This window comes from Vibrio eleionomae (assembly GCF_009874545.1).
Taxonomy (GTDB): domain Bacteria; phylum Pseudomonadota; class Gammaproteobacteria; order Enterobacterales; family Vibrionaceae; genus Vibrio; species Vibrio nitrifigilis.
The window spans coordinates 95,759-116,135 of record NZ_WEKT01000010.1; the positions used below are offsets into that span (position 1 = coordinate 95,759).

The 20,377-nt window shown below is 43.4% G+C and carries 15 protein-coding genes and 1 riboswitch; all 15 genes read right to left on the minus strand.

Features of this window, described 5'->3' with window-relative positions:
• Positions 1 to 22 precede the first annotated feature (22 nt).
• Positions 23 to 1,813, minus strand: a complete 1,791-nt coding sequence (ade, locus tag F9817_RS08145; protein ID WP_161154467.1) for an adenine deaminase — start codon at positions 1,811 to 1,813, stop codon at positions 23 to 25.
• A 5-nt stretch (positions 1,814 to 1,818) separates the two neighbouring features.
• Positions 1,819 to 3,150, minus strand: coding sequence for an NCS2 family permease (locus F9817_RS08150; protein WP_161154468.1), 1,332 nt, complete (start codon positions 3,148 to 3,150; stop codon positions 1,819 to 1,821).
• Between the two features lie 11 nt (positions 3,151 to 3,161).
• Entirely contained in the window at positions 3,162 to 4,391 is a 1,230-nt protein-coding gene (locus tag F9817_RS08155; protein ID WP_161154469.1) for a hydantoinase/carbamoylase family amidase, read from the minus strand.
• 1,016 nt (positions 4,392 to 5,407) lie between these two features.
• A complete protein-coding gene (locus F9817_RS08160; RefSeq protein WP_161154470.1) occupies positions 5,408 to 6,169 on the minus strand; it encodes an ABC transporter ATP-binding protein in 762 nt (253 codons plus the stop codon).
• Positions 6,166 to 7,194: an iron chelate uptake ABC transporter family permease subunit gene (locus F9817_RS08165; protein WP_202436386.1), complete on the minus strand. Its 1,029-nt coding sequence runs from the start codon at positions 7,192 to 7,194 to the stop codon at positions 6,166 to 6,168. Before F9817_RS08165 ends, F9817_RS08160 begins: the two co-directional genes overlap by 4 nt.
• 9 nt (positions 7,195 to 7,203) lie before the next feature.
• Positions 7,204 to 7,824, minus strand: a complete 621-nt coding sequence (locus F9817_RS23810) for an ABC transporter substrate-binding protein (protein WP_345789715.1) — start codon at positions 7,822 to 7,824, stop codon at positions 7,204 to 7,206.
• 2 nt (positions 7,825 to 7,826) lie between these two features.
• On the minus strand, positions 7,827 to 8,222 hold the full coding sequence (locus tag F9817_RS24270) for an ABC transporter substrate-binding protein (protein WP_202436387.1): 396 nt from the start codon (positions 8,220 to 8,222) through the stop codon (positions 7,827 to 7,829).
• Between the two features lie 264 nt (positions 8,223 to 8,486).
• Positions 8,487 to 9,236, minus strand: coding sequence for a substrate-binding periplasmic protein (locus F9817_RS08175; protein WP_161154471.1), 750 nt, complete (start codon positions 9,234 to 9,236; stop codon positions 8,487 to 8,489).
• Positions 9,237 to 9,413: 177 nt separating this feature from the next.
• On the minus strand, positions 9,414 to 10,748 hold the full coding sequence (gene dsdA / locus F9817_RS08180) for a D-serine ammonia-lyase (protein ID WP_161154472.1): 1,335 nt from the start codon (positions 10,746 to 10,748) through the stop codon (positions 9,414 to 9,416).
• A gap of 137 nt (positions 10,749 to 10,885) precedes the next feature.
• Positions 10,886 to 11,542, minus strand: a complete 657-nt coding sequence (gene ribB, locus F9817_RS08185) for a 3,4-dihydroxy-2-butanone-4-phosphate synthase (protein WP_161154473.1) — start codon at positions 11,540 to 11,542, stop codon at positions 10,886 to 10,888.
• A gap of 118 nt (positions 11,543 to 11,660) precedes the next feature.
• A riboswitch (FMN riboswitch) is annotated at positions 11,661 to 11,807 on the minus strand.
• A gap of 256 nt (positions 11,808 to 12,063) precedes the next feature.
• On the minus strand, positions 12,064 to 13,953 hold the full coding sequence (locus F9817_RS08190) for a methyl-accepting chemotaxis protein (protein WP_161154474.1): 1,890 nt from the start codon (positions 13,951 to 13,953) through the stop codon (positions 12,064 to 12,066).
• A gap of 245 nt (positions 13,954 to 14,198) precedes the next feature.
• A complete protein-coding gene (locus tag F9817_RS08195; protein ID WP_230389733.1) occupies positions 14,199 to 14,462 on the minus strand; it encodes a hypothetical protein in 264 nt (87 codons plus the stop codon).
• Between the two features lie 199 nt (positions 14,463 to 14,661).
• On the minus strand, positions 14,662 to 16,155 hold the full coding sequence (gene putP, locus F9817_RS08200; protein WP_161154475.1) for a sodium/proline symporter PutP: 1,494 nt from the start codon (positions 16,153 to 16,155) through the stop codon (positions 14,662 to 14,664).
• A 71-nt stretch (positions 16,156 to 16,226) separates the two neighbouring features.
• On the minus strand, positions 16,227 to 16,925 hold the full coding sequence (locus F9817_RS08205; protein WP_161154476.1) for a 1-pyrroline-5-carboxylate dehydrogenase: 699 nt from the start codon (positions 16,923 to 16,925) through the stop codon (positions 16,227 to 16,229).
• Positions 16,926 to 16,941: 16 nt separating this feature from the next.
• Positions 16,942 to 20,061 carry a bifunctional proline dehydrogenase/L-glutamate gamma-semialdehyde dehydrogenase PutA gene (gene putA / locus F9817_RS08210; RefSeq protein WP_161154477.1) on the minus strand — a complete coding sequence of 1,040 codons (3,120 nt, stop codon included), beginning with the start codon at positions 20,059 to 20,061 and terminating at the stop codon, positions 16,942 to 16,944.
• Between the last annotated feature and the right edge of the window lie 316 nt (positions 20,062 to 20,377).

The window sequence follows — 20,377 nt, forward strand, 5'->3', positions numbered from 1 at the left end:
GCCACGTTCATCCGTTCTCAAATTATTCATCAATGAACAGTGGTACAAAACAGTGATTCGCTACATCAATTAACCCTTTATCTGACAATTTTGCTTTAGGAATCACAGGTAAGGCCATCGTAGAGATCCGCATCGTCGGATTTGGCGCTTCTGTTAATCCCTGAAAACGCAATACGGCTTTCATTTGCTCACTTTGCTGCGCTACAACCTCACACGGTTCAAGCGACATAAGCCCGGCCACTTGCAACGGAATATTAGCGCTTACTTCACCATTAGCGCAGCTTGCGATTCCCCCGCGCTGCTCGATCACTTGCTGAATCGCAACCAACGCATTAGCAGGGGTGTCGAAAATTGCCGTCAAATTGTGACTGTCATGCGAGACGGTTGATGCTATCGCCCCCTCACGAAGCCCAAAACCACTCACTACGGCTAATGTCCTCTGATCAAATAAACCATAACGGTTTTGTACCAAAGCAAACATATGGCCTTCAGGCAGCTGTAATTTGCCATCTTTCACGGTGATATCTGTCGGTCGCCATTCCGTTAATGACCCATTAGGGCGTAAATAGTGCATGACATTGACGTTCACCGTCCCATTTTGCAAAGGTGCAGTAATTGTTAGGTCTGACTCACTTAGTAATGGGATGTTATCGACGGTATTGAGCGCCTCAACAGGGCTCATTTTGCTTGCAAACGGTGTGACTAATTGATTATCGCGAGCAACAATCTGCCCATGACTGATCACCAATGATGGCCTTGGTTCGGTCAATGATTCAATAAATTGAACATCCGCAACATATCCCGGCGCGACGGCACCGAGGTTACGAACCCCCAAATCTCGCGCAGTATGTAAGGTGGCGCAACGAATGGCGGTTATCGGATCTAGCCCAGCATCAATCGCCGTTTTTACCACATAGTTCATATGACCACTTTCAAGGATATCCGACGCTTCGCGATCGTCCGTACATAAACACAATAAGTCGTGATAGCGAAAGTCTTTTACAGCCTCGACAATATCACGCACATTTTGCGAGGCAGAACTTTCACGCGCATCTACGTACATACCAAGTCGCATTTTATCTTTTGCTTCTTGACCGCTACGGCTTTCGTGATCGTTGGTTGGGCCGCTACATAAATAAGCATTTAAGCGGCGACCAAACATTCCTGGAGCATGGCCTTGAATATACTGATGCTGTTGATTGGCTTGTTTAAGAATATCGACCATACGCGCATCGTTATTTAGCACGCCATGGAAGTCCATCACTTCACCAATACCAAAAATACCCTCTGCTTCAGTCAGCTGCTGGATATCCGTTGCGTAAAAGTCTGCCCCCGATGATTCCATTCCCGGCAAAGCAGGCACACAAGAAGGCGCTAACACATAATAACGAATCGGCAGATCACTGACCGATTGTGCCATGTATTTCACTCCTTCAGCGCCAAGCACATTACCAATTTCATGAGGATCAATCACTACAGTGGTGGTTCCCCAAGGCAATACAGCAGCTGAAAAATGACGTGGCGTCATCATGGTACTTTCGATATGCAAGTGTGCATCAATAAACCCAGGAATAAGATATTGCCCATGTCCATCAATGGTCTGCTTTGCTTGATAGGCCAATGTTTCACGATTGAGGTTTTCAGGGTCAAAATCGACAAACGCAATCATGCCCTCAAAAATACCCACTGCACCAGGTGCGATTTCGCCAGTAAACAGATTCACGACCTGAACATTTTTCAGCAATATATCGACCGCAATGTGTCCCTGAGCAGCTTTAATTAGCGCTTGAGGATTGGTTGGATTAATTCTCATCACACTCACTTAATAGCAAAGAAGTACACTAAAGGAATCGCCAAAATATATAGGCCAGGATGAATATCTTTATAACGACCTGCCAACAGTTTCACGACGATGTAAGACAAAATGCCAAAGCTGATACCATTGGCAATGCTTGACGTATAAGCACAAAAGACAATGGTTGAGAACGCAGGCATCAGTTCTGTAGGATCGGAAAAATCTAAACGCTGCACACTCGTTAGCATCATCAGACCGATCATAATCAGTATCGGTGCGGTCGCAAAACCAGGAATCATCGTCGCGATTGGTGTTAAAAATAAACAGATCAAGAAACAAAAACCTGTCACAATTGCAGTTAACCCCGTACGACCTCCTGCTTCAACCCCCGCAGCAGACTCAATATAAGAGGTCAATGTGGTTAAACCAAATAGAGAACCAACAACAGTCGCAACCGAATCGACCCAAAATGGTTTATGGATATTTGGCAAATTACCGTCTTTATCCAGCAAACCAGCCTTATCCGACACACCTAATAACGTTCCTAATGTGGAAAAAAAGTCGCCCACAAAGAAGGTAAAAATAAACGAGATATAACCAAATTTCAGTGCATCGCCAATATCCAACTGAAATGCAATGGGCTTCAATGATGGAGGCAAGGAAACAAACTGATTTGGCACATGTGTCAGCCCTAGAGGAATACCAACAGCCGTAATAATAACCATGGCATACAACAGAGCGCCGGTAATTTTACGGGCGGTTAACCCCATGGTGAGTGCCAAACCTGCTAAAGTGAGTACGACTTTATAATCGTCCATACTTCCCAGAGTAATTGAATGGCCATGAAACACCATCAGCCCACCACTTTTAAAGCCAAGCTGAGCAATATATAAACCAATAGCTGCACCAATAGCTATTTTTACATTGGTTGGCATCATACGGACTACCAACTCACGCAAGCCAAGTAAGGTTAACAATACAAAGGTCATCCCGGAGATAAACACCATGCCCATCCCGGTTTGCCAGTTAACCACCCCATCAGCCACCAGCGTAAAAGCAAAAAAGGCATTCCCCCCCATAGCAGGCGCCAAAGCAAAAGGTAAGTTAGTAAAATACCCCATCGCAAAACAGGCGAGAGCCGAGAATAAAGCCACAGCAGCGGTTACCGCCCCTACGTCCATACCGGCGGCTTTCATAAAAGTAGGATGAACAATCAAAATGTAAGCCATTGCCATAAACGTCGTCAGTCCGGCAACGATCTCCGTTTTAACATTGGTTTTATTTTTTACCAGTTGAAAACGCTTATCCAAACGTTCACTAAGTGTTAGCTTGCCGCTAAGTACTTGAGCAACCATAACAGTCCCTATTAATAGTGATGAAGAAAGTCCAAGAGAACTGATGTTCCTTGTTCCAAAAATTGAAGTGGTGTGTGCTCTTTAGGGTTATGGCTATAACCATCAACACTTGGCACAAACACCATTGCTGTAGGTGTTATTTGCGCAAAAACGCCCGCATCATGTCCGGCACCACTGTGAATATCCATGTGTGGAATGCCCAATCGCTGGCAACTTTGCGTCAATTGTTGACGTAACGATTCATCCATTGTTACCGCATCGCCAGTTCCTAAAATGGAAAATACAGTGGTTAATCCGGGAGATTCTCCCAGCTGTTCAACGGTGTGTTTCACACCATTAGATAAGCGTTCAATATATGGCTGAGAAGTATCGCGAATGTCGATTTCCAAGGCAGCGAAGCCGGGGATAACATTGGCCCGATTAGGAGTACACTCAATATGACCGCACGTAATAGTCGCTGCTGGTGAACCATACTCAGCTAGCATAGTTGGGACTTGATGAATAAATTCAGCCGCCGTCACCAAAGCATCAGAGCGCTGATTCATTGGAGTTGCTCCGGCGTGATTGGCTTGCCCATGAAACTCAATACGAATACGTTGCAGAGCACTGATTGCAGTAACGATACCAACGGGAATCGATTCTCTATCTAATGTTGCAGCCTGCTCGATATGCAATTCAATAAAACCAGCAATGGAGTCAGATCGATAATAAGGCTGTGGTAAAGAAGCAGGATTAAGGGCAGAAGCTTCACATTGCTGATAATAACTCTGCCCTTTTGAGTTCATTACCTGCTTTAATTCGCCTAGACTCAGTTGCCCAATTAACGCTTTGCTGCCAATTAATGGGCTTTTGAATTCACAGCCTTCTTCCCCTTCTAAAGCAAGAATTTCGATAGGAAACGATGGTGATAATCCCTGAGAAAGAAGCATATCAACGGCAGCAAGAGCGCAAGCAATTCCCGCCACACCATCGTATTTTCCTGCATGTCGCACAGAATCAAAATGGGATCCCAAAACTAAAGGCTTATGATTAGAAAGGTCGCTTCCCGATAATTGGCCATGGATATTCCCCACTCCATCAGTAAATACAGTGAGTCCTATTTGCTCCATGGTGTCGGCGATGTATTGGCGCGCATGTTTGGCTTGTTCGGTAAGAGGAAACCGAGTCACCCCATCCGATGTTTCTGAAAAACGAGCGAGATCATCGATAAATCGCTCGATTGAAAATAATCCGTTCGGCACAATCCTTGCCCTTTTTCCATAACATAGGCAATCGTTTGCCTAATTGTTCGTATAAGTTCAAGATATGTTCCAATATATCAATAAAAAACTCAAGAAACGTTTCCACACAGAGAGAAAAGGGAGGAGTTTTCGAAGAGCATTCTGACTGACGACGAAAATGGCAACATTAAAATTAGCTTTAAGACTAGTTACTCTGATCAAATGGTTATAAAACAGCAAACACCTAAAATGAGTAATTAGCAGACAACGAGTAGGATGAGGCGTTACCACCTCACCCCTCTTACAGAACCGTACGTACGGGCCTCGTATACGGCTCATGCATACTCCATATCACCATGATTGGTGGCACAACATCAATCCTTATACGAACTGTCTCACCAGTATTCACTATTCCTAGTGCTCCAATTCGACTTGTCCCGTTGATCTGACGGCTTGTGTATCAATGATAAATTCTAACTATTCATCAAAGTCTTAAAGTATGCTTTCCCCCCTTCGCAACTTACCATGCTTTTGGCAATGGCTCGCTCCTTTACACATATTGGCAAAGGTTGGCTTGGTTTTCTCCTCCACACCATTACTGGGCTTCACTGGCCGAGCCTTACTCACTATCATCTGCCACCTCGCACCAACGTGCATTTTGAGTCTCCTCTTGATGGACGCTTCCGGCATTTGCCCGGATGTGGTGTCAGGCTTTCCAAATTATTGCACTAGCTCCCTGTTAGATATCCCACCCTCAAGCACAGCATTGGCCTGACTAAGCATTGGGCTTTGCGCTATTTCCCACGCTTACACACCAATGCTGCCGAAACAGGTTACGGTTAGTTGTGTACATCTAACTTCCTATGGCTTCCTTCAGACCCTATCGTTGGCCAATAACGCCCTTGCCATTCGGATTGTCGTCCCCTTAGTCTGAGTGACTCCACTTTCTTTCAAGTGGACGGGTTTGCCAGCTTTGCTGGGCAAACAAAAAAAGCACGACACCTTTCCTTATCTTCATAAATCCGTTTGAAAGCGGTTTAACGTCTTTGAAATGCTATATGAACATCACCATCACTTTGGTGACAAATACTCGATTTAACGCCATAGACCTGAGCGATTCTCTGCGCAGTAATAACATCCAACGGATGACCACACGCTACAACTCTGCCATGATTTAATAGCAAAACATCCGTGCAGTAATTCACTGCAAGGTTAAGATCGTGCAATGAAACCACAACGGTCATAGGTAGTGATTCAATCAATGACATTAACTCTAACTGATATTGAATATCGAGATGGTTGGTGGGTTCATCCAATAATAAGATATCAGGCTGCTGCGCTAGTGCTCTGGCAATCTGACAACGTTGCTGTAAGCCGCCAGAAAGTTGATGCCAATGGTGGTGACGTAACTCGGTTAATTGAGTCTGTCTTAAGGCCTGTTCTATCGCTTCTGTGTCTTTTTGAGACCAAGAAGAAAACAACCCTCGATAAGGCGTGCGCCCTAGCCTCACTAACGCTTCAACGGTTAAATCCATATCCAGTTGAGAATGTTGCGCTACCAGCGCGACTCGGGTGGCCATTTGATGTTTAGACAGATCGCACACCCGCTCTTCACCAAGCACTAGATGCGATACAGCCTCTTTCTCTAGCCCCGCTAAGGTACGTAATAATGTCGATTTCCCTGAGCCATTTGGTCCGATAAGTGCCAGCTTACAGCCAGAATCAAGGTGAAATTGCACATCATGCAGTATGGTGTTCCCTTCACGAGAAATGGTTAAATGTTCGCCATCAATCCTCATGCCACTTTTCCTCGGCTACGATAGAGAATAAAAGCAAATACCGGAGAACCCACCAGTGCGGTTATCACACCAATAGGCAATACCTGATGTGCCACTAAAATTCGTGAGGTGATATCAGCCAAAATCATAAACTGGGCCCCAATAAGAGCCGCAGCAGGAAGCAGTTTAAGGTGCTGATGACCAACGATAAAACGAGCAATGTGAGGGATAACCAAACCGATAAACCCAACAGCACCAATGGTGCTGACCATAACCGCTGTAATTAATGCCGTAATCACCAATAACACGACGCGCAGTAATGTCACATTAGTCCCTAATGTGCGGGCAATATCTTCACCTAACGATAACGTATCTAACCGTCGTGCAAAAGCGAGCAATAACAAAAAAACAGGAATCACAATCACTAGTGCCATAACCGCATCTGGCCAGCGAACACTGCTCAAACTGCCGAGTAGCCAGAACATTACGCTACGTGATTGCTCAGCATTGGCGGAGGTGCTGACCAAATAAGCCGTTAATGCATTAAATAATTGCGTTCCGGCAATACCCGCGAGAATAATGCGACTGGGCTCAAACGATAATCCACGCGCCAGTAACATAATCACCAAAAATGAAGCACATGCTCCCAGAAACGCCCCACCTGAAACCGAGATGATTCCACCACCGACTCCAAGCAACATCACCAATACCGCTCCAGTAGATGCGCCAGCTGAAATTCCTAGAAGATAAGGTTCTGCCAAGGAGTTACGTAATAGAGCCTGTAAGATCACCCCGCATAGTGCTAGGCCAGCTCCGCTGCATGCAGCCATCAGTGCACGGCTCATTCGATATTGCCAAATGATCCCTTGCTCCAGAGCGGGTAATGAATAATGCGTAAAGCCCAACCCATTTGTAATGGCCATCCAAGTGTGAGAAAAGGATACTGGAACATCACCGATTCGCGCAGCCAAGACCATAAGAACAAAGACACTGAGCAAGCTCAGTGTCATAAGTAGCGCGGTGAAAAACTTTGATTTTACAACCACGAAAATACCTTATTTCATTTGACCAATCTTTTGGCCAATCTGTTCTACTGCATCGACATTACGAAGTGATGGGTTAAGCGACATTGCTGGAACCACAATAATGTGATTCTGTTTAATCGCCGTCATCTGTTTAGTCACAGGATCGTTTTTCAAGAAGGCTATTTTCTTTTTGATATCGTCAGCTGGATATAAACGACGGTCCATTTTAGCCAATACAATGTAATCTGGATTGTCAGCAGCAATGGTTTCCCAACTTACCGCAGGCCACTCTTGGTTAGAATCCACTACGTTATCAAGACCAAGGGCATCAGCGATCCACTCTGGAGCACCAGAATTACCTGCCACCCAAGCATCTCCTTTTAAACGTGAACTTGAGAACCAGAAAACGACTTTGGTGTCTTTAGCCTTCAGGGCTGAGCTATTCGCCGCCTTCTGCGCTTTTTCGATACGTTGTGCTAGCTGGGCGTTAAGTGTTTTACCTTGAGCTTCAACATTAAAGATTTTTGCCAAATCTGTAATTTCTCGATACAGCAAATCTACGCTGAAAGGCACGCTACGCGCACCATCACTGTTTGAACTATCGGTTAAACCTTTACCAACACAGTCGCTTGGCGAAATCCAAGTGTGCACACCTAGATCTTCAAACTGACACGAGTCGCCACTTCACCCTGTTTACCCACATGATACGTGTATTGAGCTTCGACTAAATCAGGTTTCTGACCAAGAACGGCTTCAAAACTTGGTGAGTTATCAGATAAACGCTTTAGAGAGTTTTCATCTTGCGAATAGGCTTTTGGCAAAGGACCAAACCAAACCGAAGTACCAACAATTTTGTCTTTCAGGCCAAGAGCTAGCATCAATTCGGTTTCATGCTGGCCAATAGTGACCACGCGCTCAGGCGCATGTTCATAGGTATTTTTCTGACCGCAATTATCAATAGTAAAAGGATAGTGAGTTGCAAAAGCGGAAGTACTAGCAGTAAGAGCTGCTGCCGAAAAAAGTGTTGAGCTAAGTAATTTATAAGACATATGTTCCAATATTGTTATGTTATAACATTTCACAGATAGTTCCATTAATAAAAATATGAGTCAAGAAAAACACATCTTTATTAATAGTGAAGTAAGCATTAACATGACAAGACAGGTGATATATCACACTGATTAAAATCAACTTTGCGTTAGAAACACGTAAAAAACCCTCTACAAGTTCGGTCTAAAAACCAAAAATAGGGACGATATGAATGGAGCTAATCGCTGAACCAGCGACTATGTTGATTTGAGTAACCGCTACAGTTAGTCCGACAGGTGAATACCATAGCGTTTATAAATACGTTTAATCTCTCCGTTCTCAACCATCTCAGAGAGTTTTTGATTAAAAGCGGGCGCTAAAGGATGGTTTTTAGGCATACCGTAATAATTACTTATAATGTTTGCGTGTATATACTTCGCTTGTTTGTAAGCGTTAAATCCCATCAATGAAAATTCTGCGTCCAATGAAGATTCATCTAACACAATGATCGCATCGATGCGTTTAGCTTTAAGCAATCGTGATAGATTAAAATCATCGTTCATTACCACTTTGTTGATACGTTTATCTTGATCAAAACGCTTAAAATAGGCGGTGCCACGCTTAACGCCAATCGTCAAATTATACAGATCGTCATAAGTGCTGATCTTAGGTCCAGAAGTTAATGTCACAAAGGTTATATTTTTTACTTGTCTGGTAATTGGGCCAACATAGCGAATAAATTCTTCTCGTTGTGAAGTTCGAATAACTCTCGGTACGATATCAGTCGTACCATGTTTTAAGTTACTTATACTGCGAATGAACGGGACAGAATTCCAAGTTACCGAATGTCCTAGCTCTTTTGCTGCTTGGTCAATAATGTCTTTGAGAGGACCACTTAACTGGTGAGTAGTCGCATCAATCACCATTTCCGGAGGACGAGGACGAAAATCAGCATTTAACTCTTGTGCGTTGGCGATAAGAGATAACAAAGTGCTCAAAACAGTCGTGGTACAGAGTGCAATCAACTTACTCATTACATCTTCTTCAAAAGTGATGATAAATTGATTGAAGTATAGGCAGAGTTGGTAGGCGTCAGCATAATCCTGATGTGATTAAGCACTCATTTTTTATGGGTCAATACCATTGGATTAGCCGGTAAAATGGCAAAGGTACGTCTTCGCATCTTTGCCATTAAGTTTAATGACAAACCGCTATTTCAATGCAGCAGCAGCCTTTGCCATATAGTGATCCATCTCACTGTCAGGAACCATTCCGCCCCCTGTTGCCCAAATCAGATGCGTAATATTATCTGGATTCACATTCTCTACGTGCTTACAACGCTGCGGTTGTTCACTCAACCAAAGTGGACCACCAATCCCCGCTAACGCTGAAGGTTCTAACTTCAACTGCTCACTTTGATTTAATAAAGCAAGCCATTCAAATAGTTGGTTGTCATCAACGGTATAGAATCCATCTAAAAGGTGCTCCATTGCACGCCCTACAAATCCTGATGGTCGGCCAACTGCCAGTCCATCCGCTTCAGTCACGTTATCCATTCCGATGTCGTTGACCGAAATGTGTTCATGCTCATCGGTCATCACACCCAGCAGCATACACGGAGAATGAGTCGGTTCAGCAAACACACAATGTACATGATCACCAAAAGCCATTTTTAAACCAAATGCAACGCCACCGGGTCCACCACCAACACCACATGGTAAATACACGATAAGTGGGTGTTCACTATCAACTTGTATTTTTTGCTCTTGAAATTGTTGTTTAAGACGCTCACCGGCTACAGCATAGCCGAGAAAAAGATGCTTCGAATTTTCATCATCAATAAAGAAACAACTCGGATCTTGTTCAGCTTGTTGGCGGCCATTTTCAACAGCGATACCGTAGTCATCTTGATATTCAATCACTTCAACACCACGATCGCGTAACATGGCTTTTTTCCATTCGCGCGCGTCTGCTGACATATGTACCGTGACTGCAAAACCTAATTTGGCGCTCATGATTCCAATGGATAACCCCAGATTTCCAGTTGACCCCACTACGATGGTGTATTGACCTAATAATTGACGGACTTGAGGGGAAAATAACTGGCTGTAATCATCTTGTTCGGTTATTACCCCTGCTTTTAAAGCAATAGCCTCAGCATGAAACAATACCTCGTAAATGCCGCCCCGCGCTTTAATCGATCCTGAAATCGGTAAAGCGTTATCGAGCTTCATTAATAGTGAACCTGATATTGCACAATCATAATACCGTTCAAGCGCACCTTTCATATTAGGGATTGCAACCAATGGAGATTCAATAATACCTTTAGTTGAAGCCGTTTCAGGAAAGGCCTTAACTAAATAGCTCGCAAACCTCGTTAAGCGATCACTGGCTTGTTGGATATCTTGATGATCTAGGCCAACATAGGGTAAACCTTGTTCGAGAGTAGTCGACTTAGGATTAGACCAATATAGAGGAGTATAACTTCTTAGTTGCTTAATTATGGGGAATTCGATTTCCCATTCTGATACTGTCCGAGTTGTCATCGCTATCAATCCTTTGCTTCGACGCGAAATAGTCTTTCCATTAGAGCAAGAGTTGATGATTCTGACAAATCTACTTCGTCATAAAATATAAAAAAAGGCACTATCATCAGTGCCTTTTTGCGATTCAAAGATAAAACTTATGCCAGTTTTAAATCTTTTTCCATACGGTATGACACCATATCTTCAATCGTAAGAACGGGCAGCTGATGCTCCTTACCAAATGCAACAATTTCGGGTGCCTTTGCCATGGTGCCATCAACGTTGGTTACTTCACACAATACGCCAAATGGCGTTAAACCTGCCATTTGCATAAGGTCAACAGTACCTTCTGTATGACCACGACGAGTCATAACACCACCCGCTCGAGCACGTAACGGGAATACGTGACCTGGGTGAGCTAAATCTTCTGCTTTTGCTTCAAAGCGACCTGCCGTTTTAATCGTGGTGACACGATCTTTAGCAGAGACACCAGTGGTCACCCCTTCTTTCGCTTCAATTGAAATAGTAAAAGCAGTTTGGTTTTTACTGTCATTCACTTCAACCATAGGGGGTAGATTGAGTTTAGTTGCGTGGGCATCACTCATACACAAGCAGACAATTCCGCTACATTCGCGAATCATCAGGGCCATTTGAGCGTCAGTTAAATGCTCAACAGAATAGATAAGGTCACCTTCATTTTCACGGCTCTCATCATCAAGTAACAATACACCGCGACCTTCACGCAATGCTTCAAGAGCATTTTCAACACGGCTAATAGGATCGCCAAATTCGGCAAGTAAAGAAGACTGATTCATGGTTATACTCCTAACGAATACCAGAATCAGGGCTTATGAGGGATAAAGATCAAAAACTTAGCAATGCGTAATACTCACTCGTTTATGACACAAGTGAACACCACAATGCTGATGTGTCTATCATTCTCTCTCATCCGGACTATAACCGTCGGCTCTGGCTTCTCACCAGATCTGCTTGACCTCAATAGAACACTATTGAGCGCTCGTGGGCTCACCTATAAGGTATACCACCGGTGGGGAATTGCACCCCGCCCTGAGAATAAATACAAATTCTAACATGTATGTTACCCCCACTTATTCATCGTGGGATAACTGCAGTAATGGTATGCCTTTACCTACAACTTGAAAAGAGAAAACCACTAACCACATGGCAATAATGACTTTTGTTTGATCTTATCAGGGGAAAAACGCAAAAACGATAACAAGCAATGACAAATATAACTGCCTGTATTGACTATTTTTATGGGTTTCTGAAATGAAAAAGGGTATCCGAAGATACCCTTTTGAATATTGCGCGATAGCTAAAGTTTAAAACGAGAGATCTCATTATTTAGCTGGTTAGCTAATCCATGAAGCTCTTTCGCCTGTTCCACAGCTTCATGCGCATCCGATGCTAGCTGATCACTCACCTCACGAACGGATTCCGTATTAGTGTTGATATCGGAAGTCACGAGAGATTGTTCTTCAGCAGCAGAGGCAATTTGTGTAGCCATATCACTAATTAACTGAATCGCTTCACTGATTTGATGTAAGCTTTCTCCAGTTTGATTCACATCATTAACGCTGGTTTCAACTAAATTATGACTTTCTGTCATTACCGCAACAGCGTTTGATGTCACTTTTTGGAGGCCTGCAATTTTGGTTTGAATCTCTTCGGTTGAAGCATGAGTGCGTTGTGACAATACACGAACTTCGTCTGCAACCACCGCAAACCCACGACCTTGCTCACCAGCTCGAGCCGCTTCAATTGCAGCGTTCAAGGCTAGCAAGTTAGTTTGCTCTGCAATACCACGAATCGTAGAAAGGATCGTTGAAATCTCATTCGCATTCACTTCCAATTCACTAATGATCGAAACCGCGTTAGTCAGTTCTTTCGCTAATTGATCAATAGACTGCTTGCTTTGCTGCATTTGTTGGAAGCCTTGCGCACCAAGTTCTACCGATTGGTTAGAGTTCTTCGCCGTATTCTCCGCATTACCTGCGATTTCAGCCGTTGCAGATGCCATTTCGGTGACAGCAGTCGCCACCATGGTAATTTCATCTTGCTGACGCTGTACTCGTTCACTACGTTGAGTCGCAGAGCGTGCCGCCTCATTGGCACCCGCATTCAATTTAACCGTCACATTGTGCACCTCTTTAACCATGTGGTGTAGACGGTTAACAAACTTGTTGAACTTATCGGCCAATATTCCTACTTCATCTTGGCTAGATACATCTAGGCGACGAGTAAGATCACCATCCCCCTCAGCAATATCAGTCAAAGCATTGGTGATATTGGTTAAACCGCGTAACTGACGCGCAACAAACCACGAGGTAATCAACGCGATGATGACAAGAATGATTAATCCTATCGTTAACTGAGAAATCAGCATTTTGTGCAGAGGTTGCTCTAACACAGCCTTGTTCATCACCATGACCAACATCCAGTCGGTATTTTCAATGTTTTGCGCCATCATAATTTGCGCTTTACCATTCAATGAGATTGCTAACTGGGAGCTGTTATCTGAAGCTTGAATCAATGCTTGGGTGTTTAAATCTGGAGAAATTTCACTGATTTTTTTCAGTATCAGCTCTTTATTAGGGTGAGCGACTATCGTCCCCTCACGATTAACAAGGATGGCATAACCATCACCAGGAACTTTGATCGCTAATACATCACGAATGATTTTGTCCAATGCTAAGTTAGACGCAGCCACACCAGTAAATTGACCATTCACAAAAACAGGATCGGCTAAAGTGACCACGAGTGTTTTCATGGTCACACTAATGTAAGGGGGAGTTGTGACCGCTTTACCTTGTTCTTTGGCTAACTTATACCAGCCGCGAACTCGGGGATCATATCCTGCTTTATTGAGGGAAGGATCTTGGCGATACATATCACCATTCTCATTTCCATAATAAGTCAAACCGAAAGAGCCAGAAGTAAATGCTTGGCGCAGATGGGGCACAATATCGAGTTCAGGGTTGGCCTGAACTTCATCTTTGAGACCTTCAATTGTTTGCTGTTTCGTATAAATCCAATCGCCAATACCTTTTGCATGTGCTTTTAAGGTATTCACACTTTCACTCTCGATGGACCTCCACGTTTCTTGCTTAAATGCCTGATAACCCGCGGTCAACAGGGCAGCGGTAGTCAATGCTATCCCAATGATAACAGAGATAACCATCTTTCTCTTTAGGCTCAACTGCATGGATAATGCTCCCCACTAAATGATAGACGTATATTATAATTAGTCTTACTTCGCTAAAGATTAGCTGATAATTTGGATAATATACGACTTATATCGGCGTCATTCGCCTTCTATTGAGAGCAAGAAATGAAAAATGTGATGGCAACCGAATAGTTACCATAAACGACTTGGCTTTAGAAAATAATTTATATCACTTTTAGCTTATATAAGAAAAAACATCACAGTAACCACATAATAAATAATGATTAAATAATTCTCACATCAGAATTAACATCATGATAATCAGATTGCTCTTCTCCTGGTTGAATAGAGAAATTTGTTTCTGAACGATGATTACACACACGACAATAATATTGCTGCTCTAATTGGTAGTAATGCTCACCTTTTAAAATAAGAGACACTAACTGTTGCAGTGTTTGCCAACCTGAAATTTGGCGATTTCGAGAACGCTCCATAACGACCTTATGTGCCGTTACTTTACCGCAGCAGTGACAGTATGCCTCAGGCATGGTTATCTCCTTGTAACATTAACAATTGGTGAACTTATAAGCATGACGCCATATTCTCTCAAAATATGAAGATATTAGAGTGACATTACTCACAAAAAATATGGTTAATTTAGCAACAATATAGATAATTTTGTGAGACGTAAGTAGACACAAAAAAAGCCCCGCTAATGCGGAGCTTCTGTATAAATTGCGTCAGAAGTTAGTCAAGTTCTTCTAAATGATTCAAGTAAGTTTTATGTTGCGCCTGAACCATTTCTTCCGGCTCACCGCTAAGTAAGCTCACCACAATAATAGCAATGGTAGAGAAGATAAAACCAGGTACCAGCTCGTACAAATCAAAAATACCACCTGACAACTGTTTCCAAACCACAATGGTAACACCACCGACAACAATACCTGCTAAAGCACCATTACGGTTCATCTTAGACCAATATAGGCTCAGCAACAGTGCTGGACCGAATGCAGCACCAAAGCCCCCCCAAGCGTAGGAAACAAGACCAAGCACAGAGCTATCTGGGTTCATTGCTAGGATCAAAGCGATAACAGAAATAACGATAACACCAAACCGTCCCATGTTAACGATTTGGTTCGACGTTGCGTCTTTATTAATCACTTGCTTATACAAATCTTCTGCAAGTGCTGAAGAAGATACCAATAACTGGGAATCAGCAGTACTCATAATTGCAGCAAGAATGGCGGCTAATAGGATACCCGCTACCACTGGATGGAAAAGTACGTTAACCAGTAACATGAATACTTTTTCACCATCTTCTAACGTCACTGATGGGTGATTCGTTACATAGACTAGACCTACCATACCAATCAATAGTGCGCCAACCATTGAAATTGCCGTCCAAATTACCGCAATACGGCGTGCTGTCGTAATATCTTTATTTGAACGAGTCGCCTTAAATCGAGCCAAAATATGAGGTTGACCAAAGTAACCTAAGCCCCATGCAACCAGAGACACGATAGCCATCCAAGTCATTGGTTTGCCATCCATTGAATGCCACATATCCAACAATTGTGGATTAATGTTGTTCATCTGTGTCGAGAGCTCATTGAAGCCCCCCTCTAAAGCAATAATAGGGACTACAACCAAGGCTGCTGACATCAACAATCCTTGCACCAAGTCAGTCCAGGCTACAGCTAAGAAACCACCAAATAATGTATAGGAAACAACACATAGTGTACCGATGACAACAGCAATCCGATAATCAAGACCAAATACTGTTTCAAACAATTTACCACCAGCGACTAAACCGGAGCTTGTGTAAAAAAGGAAAAACAACAAAATGAAAAATGCTGAAATGGTTTGAATAAGCTTTGAATTATCGTCAAAACGACGGGCAAAGTAATCAGGTAGAGTCAATGAATCCGTGGTAATACTATACGTTCTCAAACGTTTTGCGGCTAAAAGCCAGTTTAGCCATGTACCAACAAGTAGACCACCCGCCAACCAAAATGCTTCAAAACCAGAAGCATAAGCGTAACCAGGTAAACCTAATAGCAACCAGCCACTCATATCAGAAGCACCAGCTGAAAGGGCAGCTGGCCAAGGCCCTAAAGATCGGCCCCCCAAAAAATAATCTGAAGAGTTCTTCGTTCGTTGATAAGCATAAACCCCAATTGCCAACATCAAAATGAGGTAGACAATAAAGGTTGAAGTAATAGCAAAGCTATTCGAATCCATAAAATAATTCCTCTTATTTGAGATCGCCTTCCCTGTCCCCCTCGCTACTGAGGGGGATAACGCAACTTCAATTAGTGGGTTTCATGACCAAGCTCTAGCAAGGTCGCATTACCACCCACAGCGGTGATATTAATTGTACGAGTCCGCTCAGTAATAAAACGTAAAACCAAAAATGGATCATGGGCAATAGGTAATGCCTGCAAATCCGTTTCAGATACTAAGCTGACAATCGCGCCAGTTCGCTCAGATAACCGTCGATTGAGCGTCAACTCCATCGACGATGTTCCTACTAGCCCTACACTTCTCACATCATCTTCTAATAAAGACTGATACGTGTCTAACGGTGCAGTTAACAGCAAGTTGGCAGGTAGTAAAGACTGTTCAAACGCTGAATTTAGGATGGTAAATAACTCACTGTCATCGCTACAAACAATGACGCTGTTACCAGCAGCAAGCGCTGCCCCTAAAAACGCCACTATCGCTTGTTGCGCCTTTTCGCCTGTCTCTTGCTGAACAAGAAGAGCGACCCCTCGTCCTGCAGTGTAAAGCTCATTAGTCTCTCCGGTTGGACCCACCATCTCATACGATTGAGAAAGAGAATCACATGCCCGTTGAAGCTGATAAGAAAGTACATTCGCCAAATTAGGCGCCTGACTTTCAATATTTTTAACCAAAGATGTTAAACACTCTTTTTTGTATTCAAATCCGGTTAGATTCCAGTTTTCCCAAGCAATTTGGGAATCTGTAATTCGAGTAACATGATGCATCATAACGATTCTCCTATCCCTACTGGTATTGCGCTTGAGTAAAACGGTATAAGTAGTGTGGTCCACCGGCTTTAGGGCCTGTACCAGAAAGCCCCTGCCCACCAAACGGTTGGACACCTACAACTGCCCCAACCTGATCGCGGTTGATATAACAGTTACCGACTCGAGCATGCTGCTCTATCCAGCGATAGGTCGTTTCGTTACGGCTATGAATCCCCATCGTTAAGCCATAACCTGTTTGGTTAATGGCCGATACTACTTCAGCTAATTGACTCGCCTTAAATCGCACAATATGCAAAATAGGGCCAAACTGTTCTTCTTTGAGCGTGGAAATATCATCAATTTCGAACGCACACGGTGCAACAAAATCACCGTGTTGACACTCTGCAGGTAAGGTTAATTCTGTTACCAATGTTTGTGATTGTTTCATCGCTGCAATGTGCTGTTGCAACTTGCTCTTCGCTTTTTCATCAATCACAGGCCCAACATCGGTTTCATGTAAATATGGCAAGCCCACTTTTAACTCATGCATTGCGCCATTGATCAACTCGACAATACGATCAGCAATATCATGTTGCACATATAACACTCTGAGTGCAGAACAGCGCTGCCCTGCTGAAGCAAAAGCAGAACGAAGCACATCACGTACCACCTGCTCAGGAAGTGCCGTACTATCGACAATCATCGCATTTTGCCCACCGGTTTCAGCAATAAAAGGGACCGGTGCAGTATCTCGTAAAGCAAGTGTTTGATTGATTCGCTGCGCTGTTGCTGTCGAGCCAGTGAATGCAACACCAGCAATGGCAGGGTGAGAAGTCAGAGCCTGACCAACTTCACCACCAATACCAGGCAGCAACTGAATCACACCTTTTGGAAAGCCTGCTGCTAACATCAACTCTACCGCTCTGTAGGCGATCAAGGATGTTTGCTCCGCAGGTTTTGCAATGACGGTATTACCACACACCAAAGCCGCCGTAATCTGCCCAAGAAAAATCGCCAAAGGAAAGTTCCAAGGGCTAATACATACCATTACTCCACGGCCAGAACGCGAATAATTTAACTCTTGTCCAGAAAACCCTGCTACTTTCAATGATGCAAATTCTTGGCCTTTAACGGCGTAATAACGACAAAAATCAACTGCCTCACGCACTTCATCAATGCTATCGTGAATGGTTTTGCCTGCTTCTTTATGACAAAGCGCAACGAACTCTGGCAAATTATCTTCAAGAAGGTCAACCAAAACCTGTAACTTTTCGGCTCTATCACTCGCACTTAAATCATTCCACGCACTAAATGCGCTCTGAGCACTCTCGATGGCGACGGAAACATGATCAAGGGTTGAATAATAGATCCGCCCTACGTTAACACGTCGATCATAAGGTGCAGTCACTTCATCGAAAGCATGATCACCCTTGATCATGCTTTCAAGAATGGATTCACCTGCAATGATCGGTGAACCATTCCAAGTCGCTTGCATCCATTGTTCCACCTGGTGTTCAAAAGGAGTGGCTTCACTCTCAATATCAATGTTCACACCTCGAGAGTTACCACGATTTGGATAAATACTCGGCGGTAACGGAATTTTCGTATTATTCAGCGAGTCACATGCCAACAAACTCTCCACGGGATGTTGAGTTAACATGTCCACAGGGCAACGAGCATCTACTAAGCGATGCACAAACGAGCTGTTTGCGCCATTTTCTAACAATCGACGCACCAAATAAGGCAGCAAGTCTTTATGACTCCCCACTGGAGCGTATATGCGTACAGATTGCCCATATTCTTTGATTGCGTAGTTAAATAGTGCATCACCCATGCCATGCAAACGTTGGAATTCGAAATCACGATGCGATGCCATCACTGAAATTGAAGTCACCGTCTGTGCATTATGGCTGGCAAACTGTGGGAACAAATGTCCTCGCACAGCTTCACTGAGTAAAAACCGAGCACAAGCCAGGTATGAGACATCCGTCGCTTCTTTGCGCGTGTATACCGGATAGCCCGCATAACCACTTTGCTGAGACCATTTTATTTCACTGTCCCAGTAGGCACCTTTCACTAAACGAACGGGAATCAAATCTCCTCGTTCCTTTGCTAACGCCGTCAACCAAACCAACACTGGTAATGCTCGTTTTGAATAAGCTTGAATCACAAGACCAAACTTACCCCAACCTTTCACAACATCATTGCGATACACTTTCTCGAACAATTCAAGAGAGAGCTCTAAACGGTCCGCTTCTTCCGCATCGATAGTAATTGCGACATCATATTTCACAGCATGTTCAAGTAGTGTAACCAAGCGTTCGTACAGCTCAGTCATCACTCGTTCTTTATTCGCAACCTCATAACGCGGATGAATTGCCGATAACTTGATAGAAACCGATGCGGCAGGACTGGTGCTTAGGCCGTATTTATCCTCACCCACAGCTTTAATTGCCATCAAATAATCATCAAAATACTTATCTGAATCGGCCGACGTTAACGCCGCCTCGCCCAACATATCAAACGAGTAAGTAAACCCTTTGTCACGCATGGAACGACCGTTCTTTTGTGCTTCTAGCATATTTCTGCCAAGTACAAATTGGTGCCCCATTACTTTCATCGCCTGATGCATCGCTTTGCGAATTACAGGTTCTGAGAGTTTATTCACTAATCGGTTGACCGCTTGAACCGGACTTGTCTGCTCAGCATCGGCCAAACCAATCACTTTACCTGTTAACATCAAACCCCATGTCGATGCATTCACAAAGACAGAATCTGAATTTTTCAGGTGTGATTTCCAATCAGCAACACCCAAACGATCTTTTATAAATGCATCAGCGGTTTCCTTGTCTGGAATTCGCATTAATGCTTCAGCTAAACACATCAAAAGGATCCCTTCTTGAGTGTCCAAGCTATATTCCAACAGCAGCGCATCGATCATTTGCACCGAACGTTTGTCTGCTCGGATCGCGTTAATCAGATCCGTCGTTTTCGCTTTGATCTGATCCTTTTCTTGATCACTTGCTGATGCCATTGGTAGTAATTGTTTTAGCCATTGTGATTCGTCCACTATGTAAAGTGGCGAGATCTGCTGCCAAAGAACGTTTAGAGGTTGCTCAACGAACTCGGGCTTTAACACGTCTGTTGCTGTAAACATGCGTTTTCCTCAGTCTCAATATTCGGTATTCCTTACCGAATTTCCTTCAATAGCTGGCAGTGTATTTTGAGTGCCGAGAGAATACTTGTCAAAAACTCCGAGCTTTTTGCGAAAAACTCGCTTTTTTAACAAAAAAATTACTCCAATTCAGCAAATCTATCAAAATATAATACCGTTTAATTAACAGATTTAGCATAAGAGAGACAGGGAAAAGATAATTTTCAGAGGTATTGACTACATAAAGAGAAGAAAATGAAATGTATGACTTATCTTTGTAACACAAATGTACACAATTGATACATCGCTAAAAATTACC

Excerpts from the sequence above, each read along its gene's own strand:
- F9817_RS08160 (WP_161154470.1), bottom strand. The coding sequence starts at position 6,169 with ATGAGGATTGATGGCGAACATTTAACCATTTCTCGTGAAGGGAACACC.
- F9817_RS08195 (WP_230389733.1), bottom strand. The coding sequence starts at position 14,462 with ATGCCTGAGGCATACTGTCACTGCTGCGGTAAAGTAACGGCACATAAG.
- putP (WP_161154475.1), bottom strand. The coding sequence starts at position 16,155 with ATGGATTCGAATAGCTTTGCTATTACTTCAACCTTTATTGTCTACCTC.
- ade (WP_161154467.1), bottom strand. The coding sequence starts at position 1,813 with ATGAGAATTAATCCAACCAATCCTCAAGCGCTAATTAAAGCTGCTCAG.
- ribB (WP_161154473.1), bottom strand. The coding sequence starts at position 11,542 with ATGAATCAGTCTTCTTTACTTGCCGAATTTGGCGATCCTATTAGCCGT.
- F9817_RS24270 (WP_202436387.1), bottom strand. The coding sequence starts at position 8,222 with ATGTCTTATAAATTACTTAGCTCAACACTTTTTTCGGCAGCAGCTCTT.
- dsdA (WP_161154472.1), bottom strand. The coding sequence starts at position 10,748 with ATGACAACTCGGACAGTATCAGAATGGGAAATCGAATTCCCCATAATT.
- F9817_RS08190 (WP_161154474.1), bottom strand. The coding sequence starts at position 13,953 with ATGCAGTTGAGCCTAAAGAGAAAGATGGTTATCTCTGTTATCATTGGG.
- F9817_RS08175 (WP_161154471.1), bottom strand. The coding sequence starts at position 9,236 with ATGAGTAAGTTGATTGCACTCTGTACCACGACTGTTTTGAGCACTTTG.
- F9817_RS08205 (WP_161154476.1), bottom strand. The coding sequence starts at position 16,925 with ATGATGCATCATGTTACTCGAATTACAGATTCCCAAATTGCTTGGGAA.
- putA (WP_161154477.1), bottom strand. The coding sequence starts at position 20,061 with ATGTTTACAGCAACAGACGTGTTAAAGCCCGAGTTCGTTGAGCAACCT.
- F9817_RS08150 (WP_161154468.1), bottom strand. The coding sequence starts at position 3,150 with ATGGTTGCTCAAGTACTTAGCGGCAAGCTAACACTTAGTGAACGTTTG.